Source organism: Rickettsiales bacterium (genome assembly GCA_035765535.1).
Lineage (GTDB): Bacteria > Pseudomonadota > Alphaproteobacteria > Rickettsiales > JABCZZ01 > JABCZZ01.
In genome coordinates, this window is sequence record DASTXE010000006.1 from 524,155 (window position 1) to 544,495 (window position 20,341).

At 47.7% G+C, this 20,341-nt stretch carries 18 protein-coding genes; 11 read left to right on the plus strand and 7 right to left on the minus strand.

Annotated elements, in window-relative coordinates:
• Positions 1 to 172 precede the first annotated feature (172 nt).
• From VFT64_11260 to VFT64_11285, 6 genes are all read left to right on the plus strand, one after another.
• Positions 173 to 1,735 carry a class I SAM-dependent DNA methyltransferase gene (locus VFT64_11260; protein HEU5048405.1) on the plus strand — a complete coding sequence of 521 codons (1,563 nt, stop codon included), beginning with the start codon at positions 173 to 175 and terminating at the stop codon, positions 1,733 to 1,735.
• A complete protein-coding gene (locus VFT64_11265) occupies positions 1,725 to 3,038 on the plus strand; it encodes a restriction endonuclease subunit S (GenBank protein ID HEU5048406.1) in 1,314 nt (437 codons plus the stop codon). Before VFT64_11260 ends, VFT64_11265 begins: the two co-directional genes overlap by 11 nt.
• Entirely contained in the window at positions 3,035 to 3,742 is a 708-nt protein-coding gene (locus VFT64_11270; GenBank protein ID HEU5048407.1) for a DUF3800 domain-containing protein, read from the plus strand. Before VFT64_11265 ends, VFT64_11270 begins: the two co-directional genes overlap by 4 nt.
• Positions 3,739 to 4,254, plus strand: a complete 516-nt coding sequence (locus VFT64_11275; GenBank protein ID HEU5048408.1) for a hypothetical protein — start codon at positions 3,739 to 3,741, stop codon at positions 4,252 to 4,254. The genes VFT64_11270 and VFT64_11275 overlap by 4 nt, the downstream gene beginning before the upstream one ends.
• A 182-nt stretch (positions 4,255 to 4,436) precedes the next feature.
• Positions 4,437 to 7,529, plus strand: a complete 3,093-nt coding sequence (locus VFT64_11280) for a type I restriction endonuclease subunit R (GenBank protein HEU5048409.1) — start codon at positions 4,437 to 4,439, stop codon at positions 7,527 to 7,529.
• Between the two features lie 12 nt (positions 7,530 to 7,541).
• Positions 7,542 to 8,555 (plus strand): restriction endonuclease, encoded by a 1,014-nt coding sequence (locus VFT64_11285; GenBank protein ID HEU5048410.1) that lies wholly within the window; start codon positions 7,542 to 7,544, stop codon positions 8,553 to 8,555.
• Positions 8,556 to 8,622: 67 nt separating this feature from the next.
• Here VFT64_11285 and VFT64_11290 read toward each other — a convergent pair whose 3' ends face one another.
• Entirely contained in the window at positions 8,623 to 10,812 is a 2,190-nt protein-coding gene (locus VFT64_11290; protein HEU5048411.1) for a CHAT domain-containing protein, read from the minus strand.
• Positions 10,813 to 11,358: 546 nt separating this feature from the next.
• On the opposite strand from VFT64_11290, the gene arr reads away from it, so the two are divergent.
• The 4 genes from arr (at position 11,359) to VFT64_11310 (ending at position 15,261) form a co-directional block, all read left to right on the plus strand.
• Positions 11,359 to 12,144 (plus strand): NAD(+)--rifampin ADP-ribosyltransferase, encoded by a 786-nt coding sequence (gene arr, locus VFT64_11295; GenBank protein ID HEU5048412.1) that lies wholly within the window; start codon positions 11,359 to 11,361, stop codon positions 12,142 to 12,144.
• A 427-nt stretch (positions 12,145 to 12,571) separates the two neighbouring features.
• Entirely contained in the window at positions 12,572 to 14,650 is a 2,079-nt protein-coding gene (locus tag VFT64_11300) for a hypothetical protein (protein ID HEU5048413.1), read from the plus strand.
• Between the two features lie 60 nt (positions 14,651 to 14,710).
• Positions 14,711 to 15,016: a DUF1360 domain-containing protein gene (locus VFT64_11305; GenBank protein HEU5048414.1), complete on the plus strand. Its 306-nt coding sequence runs from the start codon at positions 14,711 to 14,713 to the stop codon at positions 15,014 to 15,016.
• Positions 15,013 to 15,261 (plus strand): hypothetical protein, encoded by a 249-nt coding sequence (locus VFT64_11310; GenBank protein ID HEU5048415.1) that lies wholly within the window; start codon positions 15,013 to 15,015, stop codon positions 15,259 to 15,261. Before VFT64_11305 ends, VFT64_11310 begins: the two co-directional genes overlap by 4 nt.
• On the opposite strand, the gene VFT64_11315 is transcribed toward VFT64_11310, so the two are convergent.
• The 6 genes from VFT64_11315 to VFT64_11340 all read right to left on the minus strand — a co-directional run bounded on the left by VFT64_11315 (position 15,258) and on the right by VFT64_11340 (position 19,296).
• Positions 15,258 to 16,199: a cation diffusion facilitator family transporter gene (locus VFT64_11315; protein HEU5048416.1), complete on the minus strand. Its 942-nt coding sequence runs from the start codon at positions 16,197 to 16,199 to the stop codon at positions 15,258 to 15,260. The two genes, VFT64_11310 and VFT64_11315, sit on opposite strands and share 4 nt — an antisense overlap.
• 56 nt (positions 16,200 to 16,255) lie before the next feature.
• Positions 16,256 to 16,819 carry a DUF488 domain-containing protein gene (locus VFT64_11320; GenBank protein HEU5048417.1) on the minus strand — a complete coding sequence of 188 codons (564 nt, stop codon included), beginning with the start codon at positions 16,817 to 16,819 and terminating at the stop codon, positions 16,256 to 16,258.
• An 8-nt stretch (positions 16,820 to 16,827) separates the two neighbouring features.
• Positions 16,828 to 17,907 carry a DUF748 domain-containing protein gene (locus VFT64_11325; GenBank protein ID HEU5048418.1) on the minus strand — a complete coding sequence of 360 codons (1,080 nt, stop codon included), beginning with the start codon at positions 17,905 to 17,907 and terminating at the stop codon, positions 16,828 to 16,830.
• Between the two features lie 18 nt (positions 17,908 to 17,925).
• On the minus strand, positions 17,926 to 18,666 hold the full coding sequence (locus tag VFT64_11330; protein ID HEU5048419.1) for a DUF6655 family protein: 741 nt from the start codon (positions 18,664 to 18,666) through the stop codon (positions 17,926 to 17,928).
• Positions 18,667 to 18,783: 117 nt separating this feature from the next.
• Entirely contained in the window at positions 18,784 to 18,972 is a 189-nt protein-coding gene (locus VFT64_11335) for a hypothetical protein (protein HEU5048420.1), read from the minus strand.
• 114 nt (positions 18,973 to 19,086) lie between these two features.
• Positions 19,087 to 19,296 (minus strand): hypothetical protein, encoded by a 210-nt coding sequence (locus tag VFT64_11340; GenBank protein ID HEU5048421.1) that lies wholly within the window; start codon positions 19,294 to 19,296, stop codon positions 19,087 to 19,089.
• A 159-nt stretch (positions 19,297 to 19,455) separates the two neighbouring features.
• Here VFT64_11340 and VFT64_11345 point away from each other — a divergent pair, with 159 nt between their 5' ends.
• The gene (locus VFT64_11345; protein HEU5048422.1) at positions 19,456 to 20,295 is read left to right on the plus strand and encodes a prepilin-type N-terminal cleavage/methylation domain-containing protein; all 840 of its coding nucleotides are present in this window, start codon (positions 19,456 to 19,458) and stop codon (positions 20,293 to 20,295) included.
• The last annotated feature ends 46 nt before the right edge of the window (positions 20,296 to 20,341 follow it).

Below are 20,341 nucleotides of genomic sequence, written 5' to 3' on the forward strand. Positions count from 1 at the left end.
AAATAATGGATTACCTTGGGTAGAGTGTCAAGAAAGGAGTATAAATTAACGTCGTAAAGCAGAAACGACTGAATAAACAGCAATTTACAACCTTAACGCTTAATTTTAGTATCTTTATTCGCAGAAACAATTTATGAATACTTTACGCACAAGAAATAGGACTGAATAAGAGATGGTTAGCCAGGAAACAAAGAAAAGATTATGGGCGGTAGCAGATAAACTCCGTTCCAATATGGATGCTGCTGAATATAAACATATCGTGCTTGGACTTATCTTCCTGAAATATGTCTCAGATACTTTTTCTGAGCACCGTAACGAATTGCAGCGTAAATTCACCAATCCGAATGATGAATATTATCTTTCCAATCAGGGCAATCTGGCGCGAGAGTTGGAAGACCGGGATTATTATACAGAAGCAAACGTATTTTGGGTTCCCGAAAATGCACGTTGGGACAGTATTCGTAACAATGCCAAGCAACCCAATTTGGGAAAATTGATTGATGAAGCTCTGCTTGCGATTGAAGCAGAAAACCCGCGCTTAAAGAATATCCTGGATAAGCGCTTTGCCCGCACCGAGTTAGAGCCGGGGAAGTTGGGGGAGTTGGTTGACGAGATTTCCAAAATCGGATTTGAAGGCAAAGAAAAAGCAAAGGATGTGTTGGGAGAAGTATATGAATATTTCCTAGGCCAGTTTGCTAATGCCGAAGGCAAGAAGGGCGGACAGTTCTATACGCCCGCTTCGGTCGTGAAAATCATTGTGGAGATCATCGCACCGCATAAGGGCAAGGTCTATGACCCGTGCTGCGGTTCTGGCGGGATGTTCGTCCAGTCCGAGAAATTCCTTGAATCGCACGGCGGTAAATTCGGCGATATCAGTATTTATGGACAAGAAGCCAACCCCACCACTTGGCGGCTGGTGGCGATGAATCTAGCGATTCGGGGAATGGACTTCAATCTGGGCAAGGAACCTGCCGACAGCTTCACCCGCAACCAGCATCCGGATTTACGGGCGGACTATATTATGGCTAACCCGCCGTTCAATATTTCCGACTGGTGGAATGAGAAACTCGCTGAGGATGTTCGCTGGGCTTACGGCACGCCGCCTGCCGGAAATGCCAACTATGCGTGGCTCTCCCATATCCTGTATCATTTGAAGCCTTCGGGTCTTGCAGGGGTGGTGCTGGCCAACGGGTCCATGTCATCAAGCCAGAATAATGAAGGCGCGATCCGCAAGGAAATGATCGAAAAGGACGTGGTAGATTGCATGATCGCGCTGCCGCCACAGCTTTTCTTCAATACCCAGATTCCGGCCTGCCTGTGGTTTCTGACGAAGGATAAAAAGGCCAACGGGCGCGACCGGCGCGGTGAAATCTTGTTCATTGACGCCCGCAAGCTGGGACGAATGGAAACCCGCGTGAACCGCGTGCTGGATGAGGCGGATATCGCAAAAATCGCCACCGCCTATCATGCCTGGCGCACGGACGGCGAAACCACGGCAAAATACGAAAACGTGCCGGGGTTTGTCTATGCCGCGAAGAAAGCGGAAGTGGCCGCCAATGATTATGTGCTGACGCCGGGCCGCTATGTCGGCGCGGAGGCGATAGAGGAAGATGACGAAGCCTTCGCCGAAAAAATGACCCGCTTGACCAGTCACCTTAAAACCCTAATGGAAGAAGGCGCAACGCTGGATAATGAAATCCGCAGACAGCTTGAGAAGGTCGGGTATGGTTTCTAAGCAAGCTTGGCGAAAGGTTTTTATTAAGAATGTGGCTCAGGTATTCGATGGGCCACATGCTACCCCCAAGACTGTTTCTGAAGGTCCGGTCTTTCTTGGGATTAACTCTCTAGATAATGGTCGACTCAATCTTGCCAACACTCGGCATGTTACAGAAGAGGATTATCTTTTATGGACACGCCGAGTCACGCCGCAAGCTAATGATATTGTATTCTCCTATGAAACTAGGATCGGTGAAGCAGCAATAATTCCTGAAGGGTTGAAATGCTGTTTAGGGCGTCGTATGGGGCTAGTGAGAGTCGATTCTAATCAGCTTGATCCAAGATTTTTTCTCTATTCTTATTTATCACCTCAATACCAAGAGTTTTTACGATCAAAAAAAATTCATGGCAGTACTGTTGAACGCCTGGCATTAACGGAATTTCCTAATTTTCCACTCGCTATTCCTGACATATCTGAGCAAAGAGAAATCATTAATATTCTAAGCTGCCTAGATAATAAAATTGAACTCAACCAGCAAATGAACAAAACGCTGGAAGCAATAGCGCGGACGTTATTCAAATCATGGTTCATAGATTTTGACCCCGTAAAAGCCAGGGCCGAAGGCCGCAAGCCTAACGGCATGGACGACGCCACCGCCACCCTGTTTCCATCCCGCTTTGTTGAATCTGAATTAGGAATGATTCCCGAGGGATGGAGCACAGCTCCTTTTGCTAGTCTTATACAGTTAATCGGTGGTGGAACCCCCAAAACAACTATAGCAGAGTATTGGAATGGTACTGTTCCTTGGTTTTCTGTGGTTGATGCGCCTGTTGAGGGTGATGTTTTTGTTATTGCAACAGAAAAAAATATTACAGAGACTGGACTAAAAAATTCATCTGCTCGTCTTTTACCTATAGGTACAACTATTATTTCTGCGCGCGGAACAGTCGGACGTATTGCACTTGTTGGTGTCCCTATGGCAATGAATCAGTCATGTTACGGAATTAGAGGATTAGATGGAATTGGCGATGCTTTTACATATTTTGCAACAAAATCTATATTATCAGAACTCAAAATACGAGCACATGGCTCTGTCTTTGATACAATCACTCGGGAAACATTTGGCAGTGTGCTTGCTATAAAGCCGTCGTTAGATAGTATTAATATTTTCGAACAACAGGTAGCGTCTCTATTCAAGCGCATCCTATCCAACTTACAGGCAACCAGAAATCTAATGGCAATCCGCGACCTCCTGCTTCCCCGACTTATCTCCGGCAAATTGCGCATTGAAACTCAGAACGATATAGAGAGCGTGGCATGACCAGTGTAATCAATGTCTATTGCGATGAATCGTGCCACCTCCAGAAGGATGACGGCAAGGCAATGGTACTCGGTGCGCTGTATTGCAATGCAGAAGAAGTAAGGATAATTGCAGATAAAGTGCGGGCGATTAAAAAGAAATATAACCTGCCGCGGTTGTTTGAAACAAAATGGACAAAAATATCCCCTTCAAAGAAAGACTATTACCTGGCTTTGGTGGATTATTTTTTTCATGAATCACCAGCGCGATTTCGTTGTGTTCTTATCCCGGATAAAACCAAACTTGATCATGCGCAGTATTACCAAACACATGATGATTGGTACTACAAAATGTATTATGTCATGTTGCAATGGCTTATTCGGCCACCAAAAAAATATCATGTTTATATTGATATAAAGGATACGAAAAGTACCCAACGGGTAAAAACACTACAGGATTATTTAGCAAATCGTATATACGATTACTCTCGCGAGTGTATCGCCCGTGTCCAGCAAGTAAGATCGCATGAAGTCGAGCTTCTTCAATTGGCTGATCTTCTGATTGGAGCTGTTGCTTACGCAAGCCGCCATCCTCATAAAACGGGTGCAAAAGCTGAAATTGTCGAACGCATATGCAAGTATTTGCCACAACAAAGCCTCTCAAAAAGCACGGCTTACAGTTATACCAAATTTAATCTGTTTGTTTGGGATGCAGGCATACAATGACGTTACCACCTCTTATCTTACTGGAAGAATATGGTGGCGATTGGCAGTGCTATCTAGAAACGGCTTATGCAATATTTTTAGAGACTGTAGTAAAAGGTGGATTAACGTTTCTTGACAAACCAATTCGTTGTGCATGGAATCCCTCACATGATAACAAGCATTTCAGTTTCTGGCATGTCATTTCCGAACGGGCAGCCTCTGGTAAAGAAGAGGATAGAATTCCCGATATGCGCAGATGCGAGCGTATTACATGGATAGCGCATATTCTTAATAATATTGCCAACAGTCAGGAAGCTTTATGTTGGGAGAATCAGCGTACCAGCAAGCGAGGAGAACAAACACATACAGTTTTGTACTTGCAGAAAGAACGATATGTTATTGTTCTACGGAATAAAGAGGATTGTTATCAACTAATTACGACGTACTGTGTACAAAGGGAGCATAAACATAAAAAGCTTATACAAGAATATGAGGAGTCTGTTGATCCCAGAAATGACAAGGGGCGCCCATAAGGACGCCCCCAGATACTCCTTCCACACTAACACCATGTTACAGGATGGTGGGTGAGCTAGACCTATATTCTCAAACTCAGAACAAAAAGTCAATAATTTTAAAACAGAAGAGAACAAATAAATGGGAAAAGTCAAGAAAAATATTGTATATTCAATAATTCTTGGTTGTTCTTAGTAGTATTATGGCGATAACTGAAGATAAATTAGAACAAGTGGCCTTGGACTGGTTCCAGGTGCTAGGCTATAAAAAGATTTATGGTCCTGACATTGCACCGCCGCCAGATGGTGAAACCCCGGAGCGTGACAATTACCGGCAGGTGATCTTGCTGGAGCGACTCAGGAATCAGTTGCAGGTCATTAATCCTACAATTCCCGTTGTAGCAATTGATGATGCCATAGGCCAGATCATGGCTCCGAACTTGCCAACCACAATTCAGATCAACCGGCAATTCCACCGCTGGCTACGTGACGGCGTAAGCGTACAGTACCAGCGTGACAGCGAAACGGTGGGCGATCTGGTATATCTGGCGGATTTCAATAATCCTGCAAACAACGACTGGCTGGCGGTCAACCAGTTTTCCATTCAGGGGCCGCACCATACGCGCCGCCCAGATATTGTGGTTTTCTTGAACGGCCTGCCGGTCGCCGTGCTGGAACTGAAAAACCCTGCCGACGAAGACGCGGATATATGGAAAGCTTTCGACCAACTCCAGACTTATAAAGAACAGATTCCCGATCTGTTCAACACCAATGAAATACTCGTTATCTCTGATGGCGTAACGGCACGTATGGGATCGCTGACCGCCGATAAGGAGCGTTTTTCCGCCTGGCGCACGATTGACGGCAAAACCAATGACCCGCTGGGGCAGATGCATGAACTGGAGACGCTTATCAAGGGCGTTTTCCATAAAGAGTTCATGCTTGATTACCTGAAAAATTACATCCTGTTTGAAGAAGACAAGGCAGAGATCATCAAGAAAATTGCCGGATACCACCAGTTCCACGCGATCCGGCTGGCAATGGCGCGGACGCTAGCGGCGTCTGCCGAAGGCGGCGACCATAAGGCCGGGGTTGTCTGGCATACGCAGGGATCGGGCAAGAGCATCTCGATGGCCTGCTATGCGGGCAAGGTCATGACGCACCCGGACATGAAGAACCCGACGATTGTTGTTGTGACCGACCGTAACGATCTGGACGGCCAGCTATTCGGCACGTTCAGCACAGCAAAAGACCTGCTGCGTGAAACGCCAAAGCAGGCGGAAAGTCGTAGCGCTTTACGAACGCTGCTGGATAACCGGCCTTCCGGCGGGATTATCTTTACTACTATCCAGAAATTCACTCCCGGCGAAGATGAAGACAGTTTCCCCGTATTGTCCGAGCGGCATAATATCGTGGTGATCTGCGATGAAGCGCACCGCACCCAATATGGGCTGGACGCTCGCATCAATAAGAAAGGCGAATATGAATATGGCTATGCCAAGCATATGCGCGACGGCCTACCCAATGCTACCTTTATTGCCTTCACCGGCACGCCTGTTTCCCAGGCCGACAAAGACACGCGGGCCGTCTTCGGGCCGGATATCCATGTGTACGATATGGAACAGGCGGAAAAAGATCAGGCCACCGTCAAAATCTACTATGAAGGCCGTCTGGCAAAGCTGGAACTGAAGGAAGACCAGAAACCCCACATAGACGGTGAAGTGGAAGAACTGACCGAAGATGAGGAAGAAAGCGCTGCCGCTAAGATAAAGTCCCGTTGGGCTGCGCTAGAAAAGCTGGTGGGGGCCGAACCGCGTATTAAACAGGTGGCCGCTGATCTGGTGCAGCATTTTGAAGAGCGGCTTAGGACGATAGACGGTAAGGCAATGATTGTCGGCATGAGCCGGGATATATGCGTACATCTTTACAACGCCATTGTTGACCTTCGCCCGGAATGGCATGACGACGATCCGAAAAAAGGCGTCATTAAAATCATCATGACGGGTTCATCCAGTGATAAGCCTATCCTGCGTCCTCATATATATTCCAAGCAGATTAAAAAAGACCTAGAAAAACGGTTTAAGAGTGTTGATGATCCATTCAAAATCGTCATCGTGCGCGATATGTGGCTGACAGGATTCGATGTGCCATGCTTGCATACGATGTATATCGACAAGCCTATGCGTGGCCATAATCTGATGCAGGCTATTGCCCGTGTGAATCGCGTATTTAAAGACAAACCCGGCGGGTTGGTGGTGGACTATATCGGCATTGCCAATGAATTGCGGGAAGCCTTGAAGGAATACACCGCCAGCGGCGGCAAGGGCAAACCTACCGAGTTTATTGAGCAAGCGTTTGATCTGTTTATGGAAAAACTCAGCGTTGCACGTGGTATGATGCATGGGTTCGATTACGCGGATTTTGAGTCCGAAGCTTTCGAACTTCTGCCCGGTGCAGCTAACCATGTTCTGGAACAGAAGGATGGCAAAAAACGCTTTGCCGATTGCATTACAGCAATGAGCCAGGCTTTCGCACTGTGCAGCACGTATGAAGATGCGCTTCCATACCGTGAGGAGGTTGCTTTCCTACAGGCGATCAAAGCGGTTATTACTAAGCACAGCACGGCTTCTAGCAAGCTTGATGATGAGAAACGAGAACATGCATTGCGACAGATCGTCAGCAAAGCTATTGCTGCTGATGGCGTCGTGGACATTTTCGCTGCAGCAGGACTCAAGAATCCCAATATAGGGCTTTTGTCGGATGAATTCTTAAATGATGTACGCCTGCTTCCGCATAAGAATTTGGCGGTTGAACTTCTGGAGAGGCTGCTGAAAAACGATATTAAGGCACGCTTCAAAAACAACGTGGTGCAAAATAAGAAATTCACCGACCTTTTGCAGCAAGCTCTTAATAAATACCGCAACCGCGCCATTGAAACTGCGCAGGTAATAGAAGAGTTGATCGCAATGGCTCAGGAATTTAGAGCAGCAGCGGAACGTGGGCAAGATTTAGGACTAAGTGCAGATGAAATAGCATTTTACGATGCATTAGAAACCAACCAAGCATCCGTTAAAGAATTAGGGGATGACATTCTCCGGCAAATTGCTGTGGAACTGACCGATCAGCTTCGTAAGAATGTATCAGTCGATTGGTCAGTGCGCGAAACTGTGCGAGCAAAGCTAAGGTTGTTGGTGAAGCGAATTTTGCGGAAATACAAATATCCGCCTGATCTTGAACAAAGAGCTATAGATTTGGTTTTGCAGCAGGCGGAGACGTTATCAGAGGCATGGGTGTAAATAGGTAATATTATGGCATTATGGTTGGCACGGGCTGGAAAACATGGTGAATTTGAACAGAAATTCTTAGAGGAAAATCGTATTTATCTTACATGGGAAGAATTAGAAGCAAGCTTAGCAAATGCTAAATCCTATGAAGATGTACGAGAGATCGTTTCCCGAACCTATACCGAGAGTCCAAAAGGCCAGATCACTAATTGGACCGGACAAATCAGCGCTTTTTCTGTATATATGCAGATAGGTGATCTTTTCGTGATGCCTCTTAAGCACCAGCCAGCTATTGCTATCGGTGTTATTGAGAGCGGATATCAATATGATGCTAAAGCCTCTATGCCATATAGGCATTATCGCAAAGTAAAATGGCTCAATAAAGGTATTCCTCGTAATAAATTCGATCAGGATTTACTATATTCCTTTGGCGCTTTTCTGACATTTTGTGAGATTAAGCGTAATAATGCCGAATCACGAGTGAAAGCTATTCTTGGCAAAGGGAAAGAAGCTGCAAAGATTGATGCCATTCCTGATGAAAATCAGGCTCAAATCAATATCGAGGAGTTAGCGCAAGATCAGCTAGCTAACTTTATTATCCGCAAATTTAAAGGATATGGACTTGAAAGACTCGTGGAAGCCATTCTAAAAGCTCAAGGCTATATTACATATCATAGCCCCAAAGGCGCGGATGGTGGTAAAGATATTCTAGCATGCTCTGGCAATCTAGGCTTTGGCGAACAGAGAATTTGCGTACAGGTAAAGTCTGGTGATGCTCCTGTAGATTCTCCTACACTGGATCAACTTATTGGTGCCATGCAAAAAGTAAATGCAACACATGGACTATTAGTGGCATGGGGCGGATTTAAACAAAGCCTGGAAAAAGAGCGCGCACGGCAATTTTTTATTGTACGTTTATGGGATCAAAATGATTTAATTCAGCAAATCCAACAGCACTATGATAAACTTGAAGATGAAATTAAGGCTGAACTGCCATTAAAGCGCATTTGGATGATAGCTGATATAGAAAAAGAATAGGAATAATAAGAAAATAATCCTTATTAGCTACTATATTCGCCAGTGCTGCAAGTTTATAGAACATTGCTCATTCTTGGTGATTATCCTTATGAATAATGATCGTCTCTGGACGACCAACCTGCAAGTAGCTAAGAGAAGTTGAATTTACTGTTGCTGCGTATAGTTCTTTGCGAGCTAAATTTTCATCAATGCTACGCTCAACAATTTTCGAAATTAATACTTCGAAAGGCCAATCTTCACCAGCATTAATAGCTATATTACCATCCAGATGAATTTCTTTATACAAGACTTCATTGATAATATTTTTATCTTCTAGTCGCGTAAGAAAGTCGGTGACCAACTGCATGCGAATCATGCCGGACATAATTTCCATCCAAGTCAGCGAACGACTAAATGCCTTATGCGCGCGAGGAATGAAGTCTGTAATTCGATACAATAGTCTAGCTACAAAGACTGCCGCGTCTCTAGCATCGATAGGGAATACAGCCCCCAGAACAGCGCGAGCACCGCAAGCCAAGAATCCATTGGCGGTTGAAGCATGATTTCTATCCGCCGCGTGAGTATCGCAAGCACTGAGAACAACAATAGGAGGAACACGGACAACTTTTGATCGCAGTTGCCATATATCGATTTCTTCTTCGAGTAATTGTAGCTTTGCAGGGCGATTACTTTCGTGACCACCGTGACCATCAAATATAACCATAGCTCCTTCAAAAGAGTTAAGAGCCTTAATTAAATCTTCTTCATTTCGAATGCGCTCAGTTTTTAAAGTTACTTTGCCAGCCAATCGCGGAGCAAAAGTTTCAATTGCTATCGCAAACCACCGGCTAATTGGATCTGTTTCTTGAAGAGCACTTAGAATCAGAATTTCACTAAAGTCCCTCTGCCTAAGATGAATGTATGGTTTTGGCGAAATTTGATCTATATACAAATTTCCGGGAGTTACAGGTATCCTAGTAACGTCTTTTTGTATACATAGTGGAAGTCCTTTAATATTTATCCACTCTAAATGGGCATCTGAAATTATTCTTATACCGTCTTCTGCAGATTCAATGAATTGAAAAAATTGCGAAGGAATTGACGCCGTAATTTTATTTTGCAGCTCTTTAAATTTCTCGATACGCTTACGCTCTGTTGTTTGCCTTGCACGGTATTGTTGAGCAAATTGACGGACTTGCCCTGACGTTCTATTTACTGCATTTGGAAGGCGTAAAACGGCAGAAATTTCTGAAACTGAAAGAGTAGCCATACATTCCGCGGCAAATTTAAGCTCTCGCGCACGTTCTTGCATCAAAAAATGCGGTTTGGGTTCCTTGTTAAGCGGACCGCCAAATAATGCTTCAGCCTTGGCCATAGTTTTTGCTTCAAATGCATAGCCCTCTTGCTGCTCCAATGCAGCACGTGCAGCTAAAAATTTTTTGCGCTCATTTATTGAGAATGGAGCATCTCCAATAGGCAATTCCTTGAAATGCGGATAGATTGCAGGGGCGAACAAGTTCAGTCCCGGAGGTCTTCTAAAATAGCGATTTACTTCACGCTCACCTATTCGATCACGCTCCTGAAGAATAGACTGAGTCGTTTTAGTAATTTCTTCTACGTAAGGCACAATCCCATTATTTATGTTTCTAAAAGGCCCATAAGCAATGTCTTTATAGCCTAACAAATTCAGTGTCAGCATGTTCGGATAATTAGCGTTATGTCCACCAACTTGGTAACTTAGTTGACGAGGTTGTGGCTCAATCCAACTAGCTAAATGCAGCCGAGCATTTACTAAATCTTCTGCATGAACCTTACCTTCTAAAGCATCGCATATTTTTAAAAATGAATTTCTTAGCTTCTCTAGGTTAAAGTCCTTGTATGCAATCGTACCTCCTGTCTCAGCTAATACTGTCAGAGGAAACGGATGCGCATTAATCCAGCTTTGATACTTTTCGATTTTATGTTCTTGCCCCAACATGAATAGAACAAAAGGTGTAAAAACCGGGGTCATCATGCTTGCGAGAGCTTTAGGCGATTGTGCATACCAGCTTACAGGTGCTTGGCCAGCCATACGCCTAGGAAGTCTAATTTCCTCCATATCCGGAGCAAGTTCATCTATTGTACTGGGCAATGTATTCGCTATTCGAACAAGCCAAGAATGATTTAATAAGCTGGGCGCAAAACCTTGAAGAAAGCTGGCTTGATGAGGGTCTCCATCCTCTACAGGGATTATAGTAATGATGTGATTAAATAAGCGCGGCAAAGTTGTGTTTGTCATACTGGTAGCCGGGTAAAGTACATTTAAGCCGAGAAACTGAAGCTGCTCTACAAAAAGCCTTAATACATCTCACCATAAACTTTTGAGCAACAGGTTTAGGCTTTCTGTTGTGATTGCTACAAGCATGCAACAGGATTCTATGAGCAGACGCTTGTTCCAATCGGAGAATGCGGTAAATATATTCATATAAGGCAAAATTACAAGGTGCTGATATTCTTGCCACCGTCATTCGTTACATACCATGCAAGGCTTGATTATATTGACTTTGGGAAATACACTAAAGTGCGAGTAGTTGTAGGAGCAGGTGGACCTGCGACCTCAGGTACTAATAAAATTATTCTGGGGGTATTTTTGGGGGTACGCAGAAAACCCACATTAAATAATATAATTATATAACAGAATATTATTTAAATAATGTTGATCCTACCCGCGCCAATTCTGCACTATATTATACCTCTATAAGCCAGCCCTATCTTGGGGGTATAAATGGAGGTATATTTTAAACCCTTGGCCCTAAATACCCCCAAGCCTTACAGACATAGCTACATGTACAACAAAACCCCGGGACAAAGTACGAAGAAAATAACAATGGAATTTGATCCCAATAATAAGGTTGTCAAAACCTGCCTTGATGCCATGACTCTGGAAGAAAAGGGCCGAACGGAAGAAGCATATGAACAATTTCGCAAGGCCTGGACCGAAGCAACATTCGATTCTGAAAAATTTATCTCAGCCTACTTTCTGGCTCGCCATCAGAAGAACGTTTCTGACAAACTGGAATGGCTCAAGATTACTCTGCAGATTGCATTGAAAATAGATGACGACACCGTCAGAAGCGCGTTCCCTGCTCTCTATTCAAACATTGCGAAATGCTACGAGGATCTGGGCAACCCGGAAAAAGCAAGACAGCATTATGAAATAGCTACTTCCTACAAGTACAACCCTTCCGACAAAGGTCCCTTCTATCATGGGACAAAAGCCGATTTACAGGTTGGAGATTTTCTGACGGCAGGTGGAAGCTCCAATTACAAGCAAAACCTCACCATGAATCACATCTATTTCACAGCACTTGCAAATGGGGCGGGTCTGGCGGCTGCACTGGCAAAAGGTGATAGAACAGAGCGTGTTTACATTGTCGAACCAACAGGGCCGTTTGAGAATGATCCCAATGTTACGGATAAAAAATTCCCCGGCAACCCAACGCGTTCATACCGCTCTGAAGCCCCGTTAAAAATTATAGGTGAATTAAAAGAATGGAAAAGACTAACACCTGAGGAAACTCAGAAATGGCGTGAGAAGCTGGCAAGCAATAAAGGGGAAATTATTAACTAACTTCATCTAGTATCCCCGCTGAACTGAACTGCGCACAGCTTATAAGAAATCTTCATATTACAGCTATTGGTTTTACAAAAACCATATACGAACGTTTCACCTGTTCACTCGTGAACCATATAGTCCCCTTATAATTTTTTTATTATAAAGACATGCAATGGAGCATGAAAAAAACCTATGTCACTGGGTAACCTTTAATTAATAAATAAAGCCTTCAGCGAGAAAAATGAAAATTCTATAAAAAGTTGAAAAGATACCCCTGGACACACAACTTAAAGTGTCATATAGACCTCCTTGGCTCTACCTATTCTTGCATAAAATCCCATCCGGAGCCACCCAAGCGATCAATCAATCTTACGGCAAACCATGCGTATTGAGCGTTGCGGCATGGCGTAGAGCGATTGTTCATAACCCATAAGGAGGAACCATGCCGACAAAAGACTCAACACCCGACCTCACAACCAGGCCGGATGACCGCAAGGTCACTTCCATTCAGGCTCAGCGGCTTGCTGCATTGTCCGGGGTAGATGCCGCACAGTTGAAAGGAACCATCTCCCAGCTGTCCGATAAACTGAAATGGAAGATCGATCCCAGCCTTTTCCTTTTCCAGAAAGTCTGCGGCAAGGTCGTCAAGAAAGACCCTGTGACCGGCGTCGAGCGTCCCGTGCCTTTTGCCACCGTCTATGTGGAAGATACCGACTGCAGCCTGATCAGCTACTTCCCCAAAGGCTGGCCTTGGGGATGGCATTTTCCGTTCAACTGCCACCGCGAGATCATTGCCACCACCAAGACGGATAAATGCGGAAATTTCTGCGTGTGGGTTCCGCGCTTCGATATTGACTGGGTACTGAGATGGCGTAAAGAACGCATCTGCTTCCCCATCATTTTCAACCGCCCCTCCATAGGAGATCTGATTCCGAAACTGCCCGGCCAGGTGGTCGGCCCGTGGCCTCCGATCCCTCAGCCTGATCCGGGTCCGCTGCGCACGCTGGCAACGTTACAGCCTTCCGTGATTCACGCCATCGCCGGACAGGCGGCTGGTAAGCTTGCGGATAGAGTCTCGAAGCTGCAGACCGTGAAAACGCTGGGCACTTCCGGCATAGAAGATCGTAACCTTCATGTGCGGGCGTTCGAAGGCGAACTGCCGCCGCCGCTTCCGCCGGAGTTCGGCGATGCGCTTACGGGCCAGAATGTCGTGGCACAGAAAGGCGCGTCGCCGCTCGACGGGGTGCGTACCGCCATCGCGCTGAAACTCGGGGTCAACGCGAAGGATATTGCCGATTTCGATCCTTCCCGCTTCGTCGGCCCGTTCTTCCGCTGCTACGATATCCTCTTGCCGGAATGGCAGCGTATTCTGGACGTGCCGGATATTACGTTCCGCGTAACGCAGGATGTGAATGGAGACGGTGTCGAAGAAAATATCTACTCGGAAAGCTATTTCGACGTACGCTGGGATGCGACGAACATTCCGGATGTCACGCTCGTGGCCAATTCCATCGCGAAGGAATCCACCCTGTGCGACGCTCCCGTCGTCCCCTGCGGCAATGTTCCGGCACTGCTCTTCGCCGGATTCATGCCGCTCGACCTGCCTGCTTACTATGATGCGACCGCAGGCTACACCGTGCGTCCCAACAGGCCGAAAAACGGTGTGGTCCGCCCTGCGGCACAAACGCCGTTCTGCGGAAACGTGCAGTTCTACGGCTGTGTGGATGTCAAGCAGGCCAAGTTCTACCGCGTGCTACAAAGCGTGGACGGAGGCACGACCTTCTCTGCGATCACCGGCGTTGCGTGGAACAACTACCGTAACACGGGCGGGGCTCCCATTGTCATCCATGCGGATGCCAGCGGATGGTATCCGGTCAATCCGGTGGACGGCATGGGCAACACGGTCAACCGCACTGATTTGGAGTTCCCGAACCTGCTGCTCGACTGGCCGACGCCGGGACTTGGCAAGAGCATATTGAAGCTGGAAATCGGCAATGCGTCGAAAGCGAATATCGCTTATTCGAACCCTGTCGCCGTCCAGACCGACAATACAGCTCCTGCGGTTATCTTCACGCAGCTTGCGTGGAAGTTCGTCGGTGAGCCGGACAGCGCACTGCGGAATCTGCTGGGCATACCCTGTCCGACGATCCACCGCGGCGCAACTCCGAAGGCAATCGAGCTTGTGTTTGAAGTGAGCGTCACCGCCCACCATCTGCGCGATGCTTCGATCGGAACGAGCGGATGCGGCGGCGGCGTGTTTGCGCCGGTTGCAGATCCGCTGAACAATCCGTCGCATTGGCATACATCCGTGCTGGATAATTCCACACTGCTGCACCAGCGCTACCAGCTGGATGCATCGGCGCTGGAAGGAGCCTATTCCTTCGGATGTACGGCCAACAGCAGGGCGATGAATCCGTCAGGCGCGGACGGTGGCAATAATGTGCCGCCGGATTGGTTCTACGATCCCGTTTACATCCATGTCGACCCGTCTATCGGGGTCGCCGTGGTGGACGTGAACTAGTCGTCAACTTTCAGGCGGGGCAGCTTTACGGCTGCCCCGTTTATAGATATAAGAAAACCTATGCTCAGTGATTATTCTTTCGAGATGCAATTCCTGCTCTGTGCGCTGGCCGTCTGGCGGCTCTCGCATTTTCTGGTCGCGGAAGACGGCCCGTGGGATATTGTGATCCGACTGCGCGCAAGTTTGGGCAACAGCATGATGGGCCAGATCATGGACTGTTTCTATTGCACGAGCATATGGATCGCCATTCCCTTCACCCTGTTAATTGCCAGAAGCTTCATCAGCGGATTTATACTCTGGCTGGCGCTTTCCGGGGCAGCATGCCTACTGGAACAAATGACGCAAAAAAAGGAATCCAAATCATGAGCTGCTGCGGACAGAAACGCCAGAACTGGCAGCATTACTCGCAAGCGCCAGTCCCGCAACCCCAGCCGCCGGAAATCAAGAACCCGAAACTGCTCTATTACATTGGCGAGACTTCCCTTGTCATCAAAGGCCCTGCCACAGGGCGCTCTTACCTGTTTGCAAGTGGAGAAGAAGGCTTGCTGGTGGATGAAAACGACATCACGCTGTTGCTGGAAATGAAATTGTTCAGCCTTGAGAAGAATTAAATCTTCTCTTCCGGAGCCGAACAATCGCTGCCAACCGCGCAAGGATGATGGCCGTCGCCCAGTTCAATCTGGATCGTGGCATGCCCGATGCCAAATTTCTCTTTAAGCATCACGGAAATATTTTCCAGGAACTCATCTCCCGGATGCCCTGCAGGCATTAGCAGATGCGTAGAGAGCGCAGATTCGGTGGTACTCATCCCCCAGACATGTAGATCATGCACTTCACTGACGCCGGGCAAGACCGCAAGCGCTTCCCTGACTTTCTGCGTATCCACATCATCCGGCGCGGCATGCAGAGCAAGATTGACCGAACTGCGCAGCAACTGCCATGTACTCCAGATAATCAGCACACAGATGATAATACTGGTGAGCGGATCAAGCCATACCCAGCCGGTCCGCATAATTATAAAACCAGCAATCACCACTCCGGCGGCAATCGCAGCATCGCCCGCCAGATGTAAAAAAGCGGCTTTGACATTCAGGTCGCGATGGCCGGAATGAAATAACCACGCCGTCGCACCGTTAACGACAATCCCCAGCGCCGCAACTCCCATGACAATACCGCCGGAAACCGCGGCCTGTTCATGCAGACGCCCGGCCGCTTCCCACATCACGCCGCCAATAGCCACCAGCAGCAGGATGGCATTGACCAGCGAAGCCATGATGGAGCTGCTGCCGAATCCGTAAGTATAGCGATCCGTTGGAGCGCGTCTGGAAAGCCACCACGCACCGCCCGCAAGCAGAAGGCCGACAACATCGCCGAAATTATGTCCTGCATCGGCAATGAGTGAGAGCGAATTAGCTTTCCAGCCATAAATCAGCTCGGCAATAATAAATGCCAGATTCGCCACCGCCGCTATGATAAACCGGCGCCCATACCGGTCGGACGCATGGCCGTCATGGGAATGATGATGATCATGGGAATGTGCGTGCGCCATCTTACTCTCCTCTGCCCTGCGCACAAGAGTAATTTATTAACGCGAGCGCCGCAAGCCTATTGAAACTGGAAAGAAGCCTGCGCAGGAGGGTAAGTAATCTGCAGCCCGGCAACATGCGCGAAGGAAGTCAACTTATGCATCTGGTGTTTGGTTTCGGATAGGATTTCCACTACCGGAATCTGCCTTACGCTTAACGCATCCGCCACCAGCGAGCGGTGACACCGCCACGGCACCGCCTCCGCGCACATAATGGCCGTGCGTTTCTGATGGCTGATCCGGATAAGCTCCTCCAGACCTTCCTCAAAAGCCTCTGTCTGCATATAGTCGGCATAACCGCGGAAACTGTCATTTCGCCAGCCCGCATTGGGAGAATCCTTATGGGCATGCCGCAAACCTCCCAGAGCCTTCATATATACATAATCGATCTGCTCTGCCGGAAGCGTTTTAGCCAGGCTTTCACCGTTATACTGCGGATTATGACGCGACTTAGGGATGGAGCGTATATCCACCAGACATTCTATCTCATAAGCCTTGAGCAGTACAACAAAGCGCTCCAGCGGGTGCGTGGAATGGCCTATGGTGAAAATCGCCTCTTTAGGCCAGTGACTAAGTTCCGACATAACAAACTCTACTTACTGTGCGTTGTGCCTTCGTCATTGGAATAATCGAGCCCCTTCTTAAGAGCCGCGACGAACGCGTTATGGAATATACCGCCGATAGTCGCCCAGCTATCGGTCTGGATATTATCCAGATTCCCTTCCAGCGGTATTTTGGTCGCGAACTGGTCGTGCTTCTGGTTGGTAAAGATATCGATGACCGCCGACACCACCGATTCCCAGACAATCTTAATCGGGTTGGAGGTTTTTCTCAGGTCGATAATAGCAATATGACGCGCCACCGGCTTGACATAACCGGTGACACGCTTGTCCTTCACGATGAATTCTGAATAAAGGTCGAAATCGCCATCCTTGAAATCGAATCCGCCATAAGCATCGCTGTAATTGCTGAGTGCCGGAAGGTGAACATTCTCCAACTCCGTCACCAGATCCATATCCGGCACTTGCTTGAGAATATTCATTCTTCCTTTAATACGCAAACTGCCGTTACCGATGGAATCCCCTTGGATGTCGAGCGTAGAAGGCAGAGGATTGGCCTTATTGACGACATTACGTAAATTGTTCACTTCCCCATGCATGTGATGCATATAGATGTCCACGTTCGGCGTCGAAGAGAAATCCCGGTACGTTATTTTACCGTCTGCAAAACGCACATGGTTGATGTCGATCGGCATGAGTTTCCTGATAGGCTTGGTCCAGTCCACATCATCACCTGCTTGTACAGCGGATTTATTGACCGCGAAATTGATAACGGGACCTGTAAGCACTGCATCCGACACAATCCTCCCATGCAGGAGCGCTCCCCACTGGATGGAAAGATCCGCAGTACGGATCGCAACGAATGGAACAGGAATCTTGCCTTCCTTTTTATTGATGACCAGCCTGTTCAGCCGATAAGCGCCGCGATACAGATCGATATCAATACTCTGCACCGAGCCTTCATAACCTTTGATGTGATGCAACACGTCGTTGACGTAATTAAGCAGCCACCCAGCCAGATAAGTATGAACAATCACGACCACGGCCAGCACCAGCGTTAAGAGCCCTCCGAGGATATAATTTCGTGTACGGTGACGGCGCTGCAGAGTCATAATATCTACACGTTGTTGTTAGTGCATGATGGAAGGAAAAGGTGAAGAAGACGGAGCCGAAGGCGCAGCGGGTGCGGAGGGCGCGCTTTCCGGCGTTCCATACCCGTTTCCGTTAATACCGATATAGGCTTTTGTCTTCTTCGGATCGTTTTCAACACTGTCCTGGTTCTCCGCGTTTTCAGGCAGATAATCGCTATCCCGCCAGGAGACAAAAATAAGAAGCGTCTTCTTGGTGTTATGGGAGAAACCGTATTGCGGATCCTGCGCCGACACCAGGGCTCCTTTCTTGGTGTCATATGCGGTAACACCGAACTTCGCGACGGCCTTCTGCTCCTCCGTGCCATACAGCGCAATCTCCGGGAACGGAAGCGGTGCCGATGCGAAAGGAACCGGTATATTGAATTGCGGAATGCCGACCATAAACGTTCGGCGATTGGTGGAAAGCGCTCCGGCGCGTGTTTCGACTACAATATCCGCATTCTTTTTATCATCCACTAGCCTCGCGCCAAGCTGCAGGAGGCGGCTGCGAATGCAGGCGATGGCATATTTACTGTCCGTTCCTTCAAAATTACTGTTATCGACAAAAACTTTCGCCCCTGGCTGAATTTCAGGCGCCAGTTTTGCCGCAGCACGCTCCGATGCCGTTGAAAGCAGCAGTTCTTCAGTGGCCGTCCTTGCAGGATCGGTTTGCACATTGGTGGTACAGGCGCCGAGTGCAAACAGCAGCACAGAACCTAGAATCGCTCTTCCTGTCATCATTACCTTCCTCATGAATGCTTGCGCATTAAGGTTAACCCTAAGCCGGTTAAAGACATATGTGAAGAAAGGGGGGATCGCATTAACATGTTATAAGTGAACAAGGAATCGCGTAGTATTTTATCCCCAGATCATCCACCCTATCCCAAGCCCAAGCAGCAGGTTCCATAACCCTATAAAGAAATAGAGCAGGATCATATCCGCCTTGGTATCTTTCTCCCGTTCCATATACATGGCGATCTCCCATAGAAAAGCATCATCAGGAACACTGATGGCCGGGTTGATAAATCGCTTGTAATGGCAGCACATGGTCTGGGCAGACAGCCCAACTGCCTGAAGTGAGGCTCAAAGCCTCGTGAACACGCTTGTTCACTTATGGATAATGGAGAAGTAAGATATGGGTGTCAAGAAAGTATCTGGCCTTTAATGGCTTTCCGTTCTCTCATACCCTTTATCTTCAAAACTCTTGGCGCATTTTTCCACTTCGGCATACGTCTCTTTGGAAGGCGTATCCGTGTCACAGCGTGCAGTATCCTTGCTGTTGGGTTTCTGGAGAATTACAACCTTATGCTCGGGTTCACCGCCGCAACCCGCAAGCAACGCAACACAAAGCGCCAGCGCTATTATACGCATACGAAAAATACCTTCTAAAGTTATAAAATGAGGAGCGCCACTATAACCTCAAGCGTTTCGCGGTGAAAGCAAAATGATCAGTATAATATTTCAATTGTGGCGCGTTGGCGGTTGCGCTAAACTTTAAGATGAATCGCACTGAAAAACACCAGCATCATTATGAAACAAACGCCACCTATCCACCCGCAAGGCTTCACACTGATCGAATTATCGATCGTGTTGGTTATTGTCGGGCTGATCGTAGGCGGTATTCTGGTCGGACAGGATCTGATCACTTCCGCATCGGTGCGCGCTCAGGTGGCGCAGATTGAGAAACTGAATACGGCCGTGCATGCCTTCCAATATAAATACGGCGGTATTCCGGGGGATTTGGAACTGAGCCAGGCCAGCAAATTCGGTTTCATCACCAATGCATGCGACGGCCGTAACGGCGGGCGGGATGGCAATGGCAAGCTGGAAGGCTATTACGGCACCCCTTATTATCTGGACCAATTCTTAGGGGAAACGGAATTATTCTGGGAAGATCTGAGCACGGCCCAGCTGGTGAGCGGCACCTATCCCGGCGGCAGCACGACGCGTGACTGCGATTACAACAATTCTAATATCCTGACACTGACGCCAGGACCGGACTATATCGGCAACTTCATTCCAGCCGGAAAAATAGGCTTCGGCAATTTCGTGCATGTCTATACGGATCTTTCCTTTAACTGGTACGGCCTTGCACAGATTACACCCAACCCCACTTACGGCTACGTTCTTGCGGCAGCACCAAGCATTCCGGTAATCTCCGCATACAACATTGACGCAAAGGCGGATGACGGCATGCCCAACACGGGTACGATTCAGGCACAATACCTGACCGGCTACGCCATTACGCTGGCCCCCAACAACACCGCTCCTAACTATGCTACCTGTTACGACACGACGTCGAAAAAATATTCTGTCGGCTACAATAACGGCACCGGCCCTAACTGTGCCCTCTCCTTCCGGTTCCAGTGACCGCAGACATTTGCCTCGCGGGTCGTAGAATCCTTATTGATCTCTT

Excerpts from the sequence above, each read along its gene's own strand:
- VFT64_11260 (HEU5048405.1), top strand. The coding sequence starts at position 173 with ATGGTTAGCCAGGAAACAAAGAAAAGATTATGGGCGGTAGCAGATAAA.
- VFT64_11265 (HEU5048406.1), top strand. The coding sequence starts at position 1,725 with ATGGTTTCTAAGCAAGCTTGGCGAAAGGTTTTTATTAAGAATGTGGCT.
- VFT64_11270 (HEU5048407.1), top strand. The coding sequence starts at position 3,035 with ATGACCAGTGTAATCAATGTCTATTGCGATGAATCGTGCCACCTCCAG.
- VFT64_11275 (HEU5048408.1), top strand. The coding sequence starts at position 3,739 with ATGACGTTACCACCTCTTATCTTACTGGAAGAATATGGTGGCGATTGG.
- VFT64_11280 (HEU5048409.1), top strand. The coding sequence starts at position 4,437 with ATGGCGATAACTGAAGATAAATTAGAACAAGTGGCCTTGGACTGGTTC.
- VFT64_11285 (HEU5048410.1), top strand. The coding sequence starts at position 7,542 with ATGGCATTATGGTTGGCACGGGCTGGAAAACATGGTGAATTTGAACAG.
- VFT64_11290 (HEU5048411.1), bottom strand. The coding sequence starts at position 10,812 with ATGACAAACACAACTTTGCCGCGCTTATTTAATCACATCATTACTATA.
- arr (HEU5048412.1), top strand. The coding sequence starts at position 11,359 with ATGTACAACAAAACCCCGGGACAAAGTACGAAGAAAATAACAATGGAA.
- VFT64_11300 (HEU5048413.1), top strand. The coding sequence starts at position 12,572 with ATGCCGACAAAAGACTCAACACCCGACCTCACAACCAGGCCGGATGAC.
- VFT64_11305 (HEU5048414.1), top strand. The coding sequence starts at position 14,711 with ATGCTCAGTGATTATTCTTTCGAGATGCAATTCCTGCTCTGTGCGCTG.
- VFT64_11310 (HEU5048415.1), top strand. The coding sequence starts at position 15,013 with ATGAGCTGCTGCGGACAGAAACGCCAGAACTGGCAGCATTACTCGCAA.
- VFT64_11315 (HEU5048416.1), bottom strand. The coding sequence starts at position 16,199 with ATGGCGCACGCACATTCCCATGATCATCATCATTCCCATGACGGCCAT.
- VFT64_11320 (HEU5048417.1), bottom strand. The coding sequence starts at position 16,819 with ATGTCGGAACTTAGTCACTGGCCTAAAGAGGCGATTTTCACCATAGGC.
- VFT64_11325 (HEU5048418.1), bottom strand. The coding sequence starts at position 17,907 with ATGACTCTGCAGCGCCGTCACCGTACACGAAATTATATCCTCGGAGGG.
- VFT64_11330 (HEU5048419.1), bottom strand. The coding sequence starts at position 18,666 with ATGATGACAGGAAGAGCGATTCTAGGTTCTGTGCTGCTGTTTGCACTC.
- VFT64_11335 (HEU5048420.1), bottom strand. The coding sequence starts at position 18,972 with ATGTGCTGCCATTACAAGCGATTTATCAACCCGGCCATCAGTGTTCCT.
- VFT64_11340 (HEU5048421.1), bottom strand. The coding sequence starts at position 19,296 with ATGCGTATAATAGCGCTGGCGCTTTGTGTTGCGTTGCTTGCGGGTTGC.
- VFT64_11345 (HEU5048422.1), top strand. The coding sequence starts at position 19,456 with ATGAAACAAACGCCACCTATCCACCCGCAAGGCTTCACACTGATCGAA.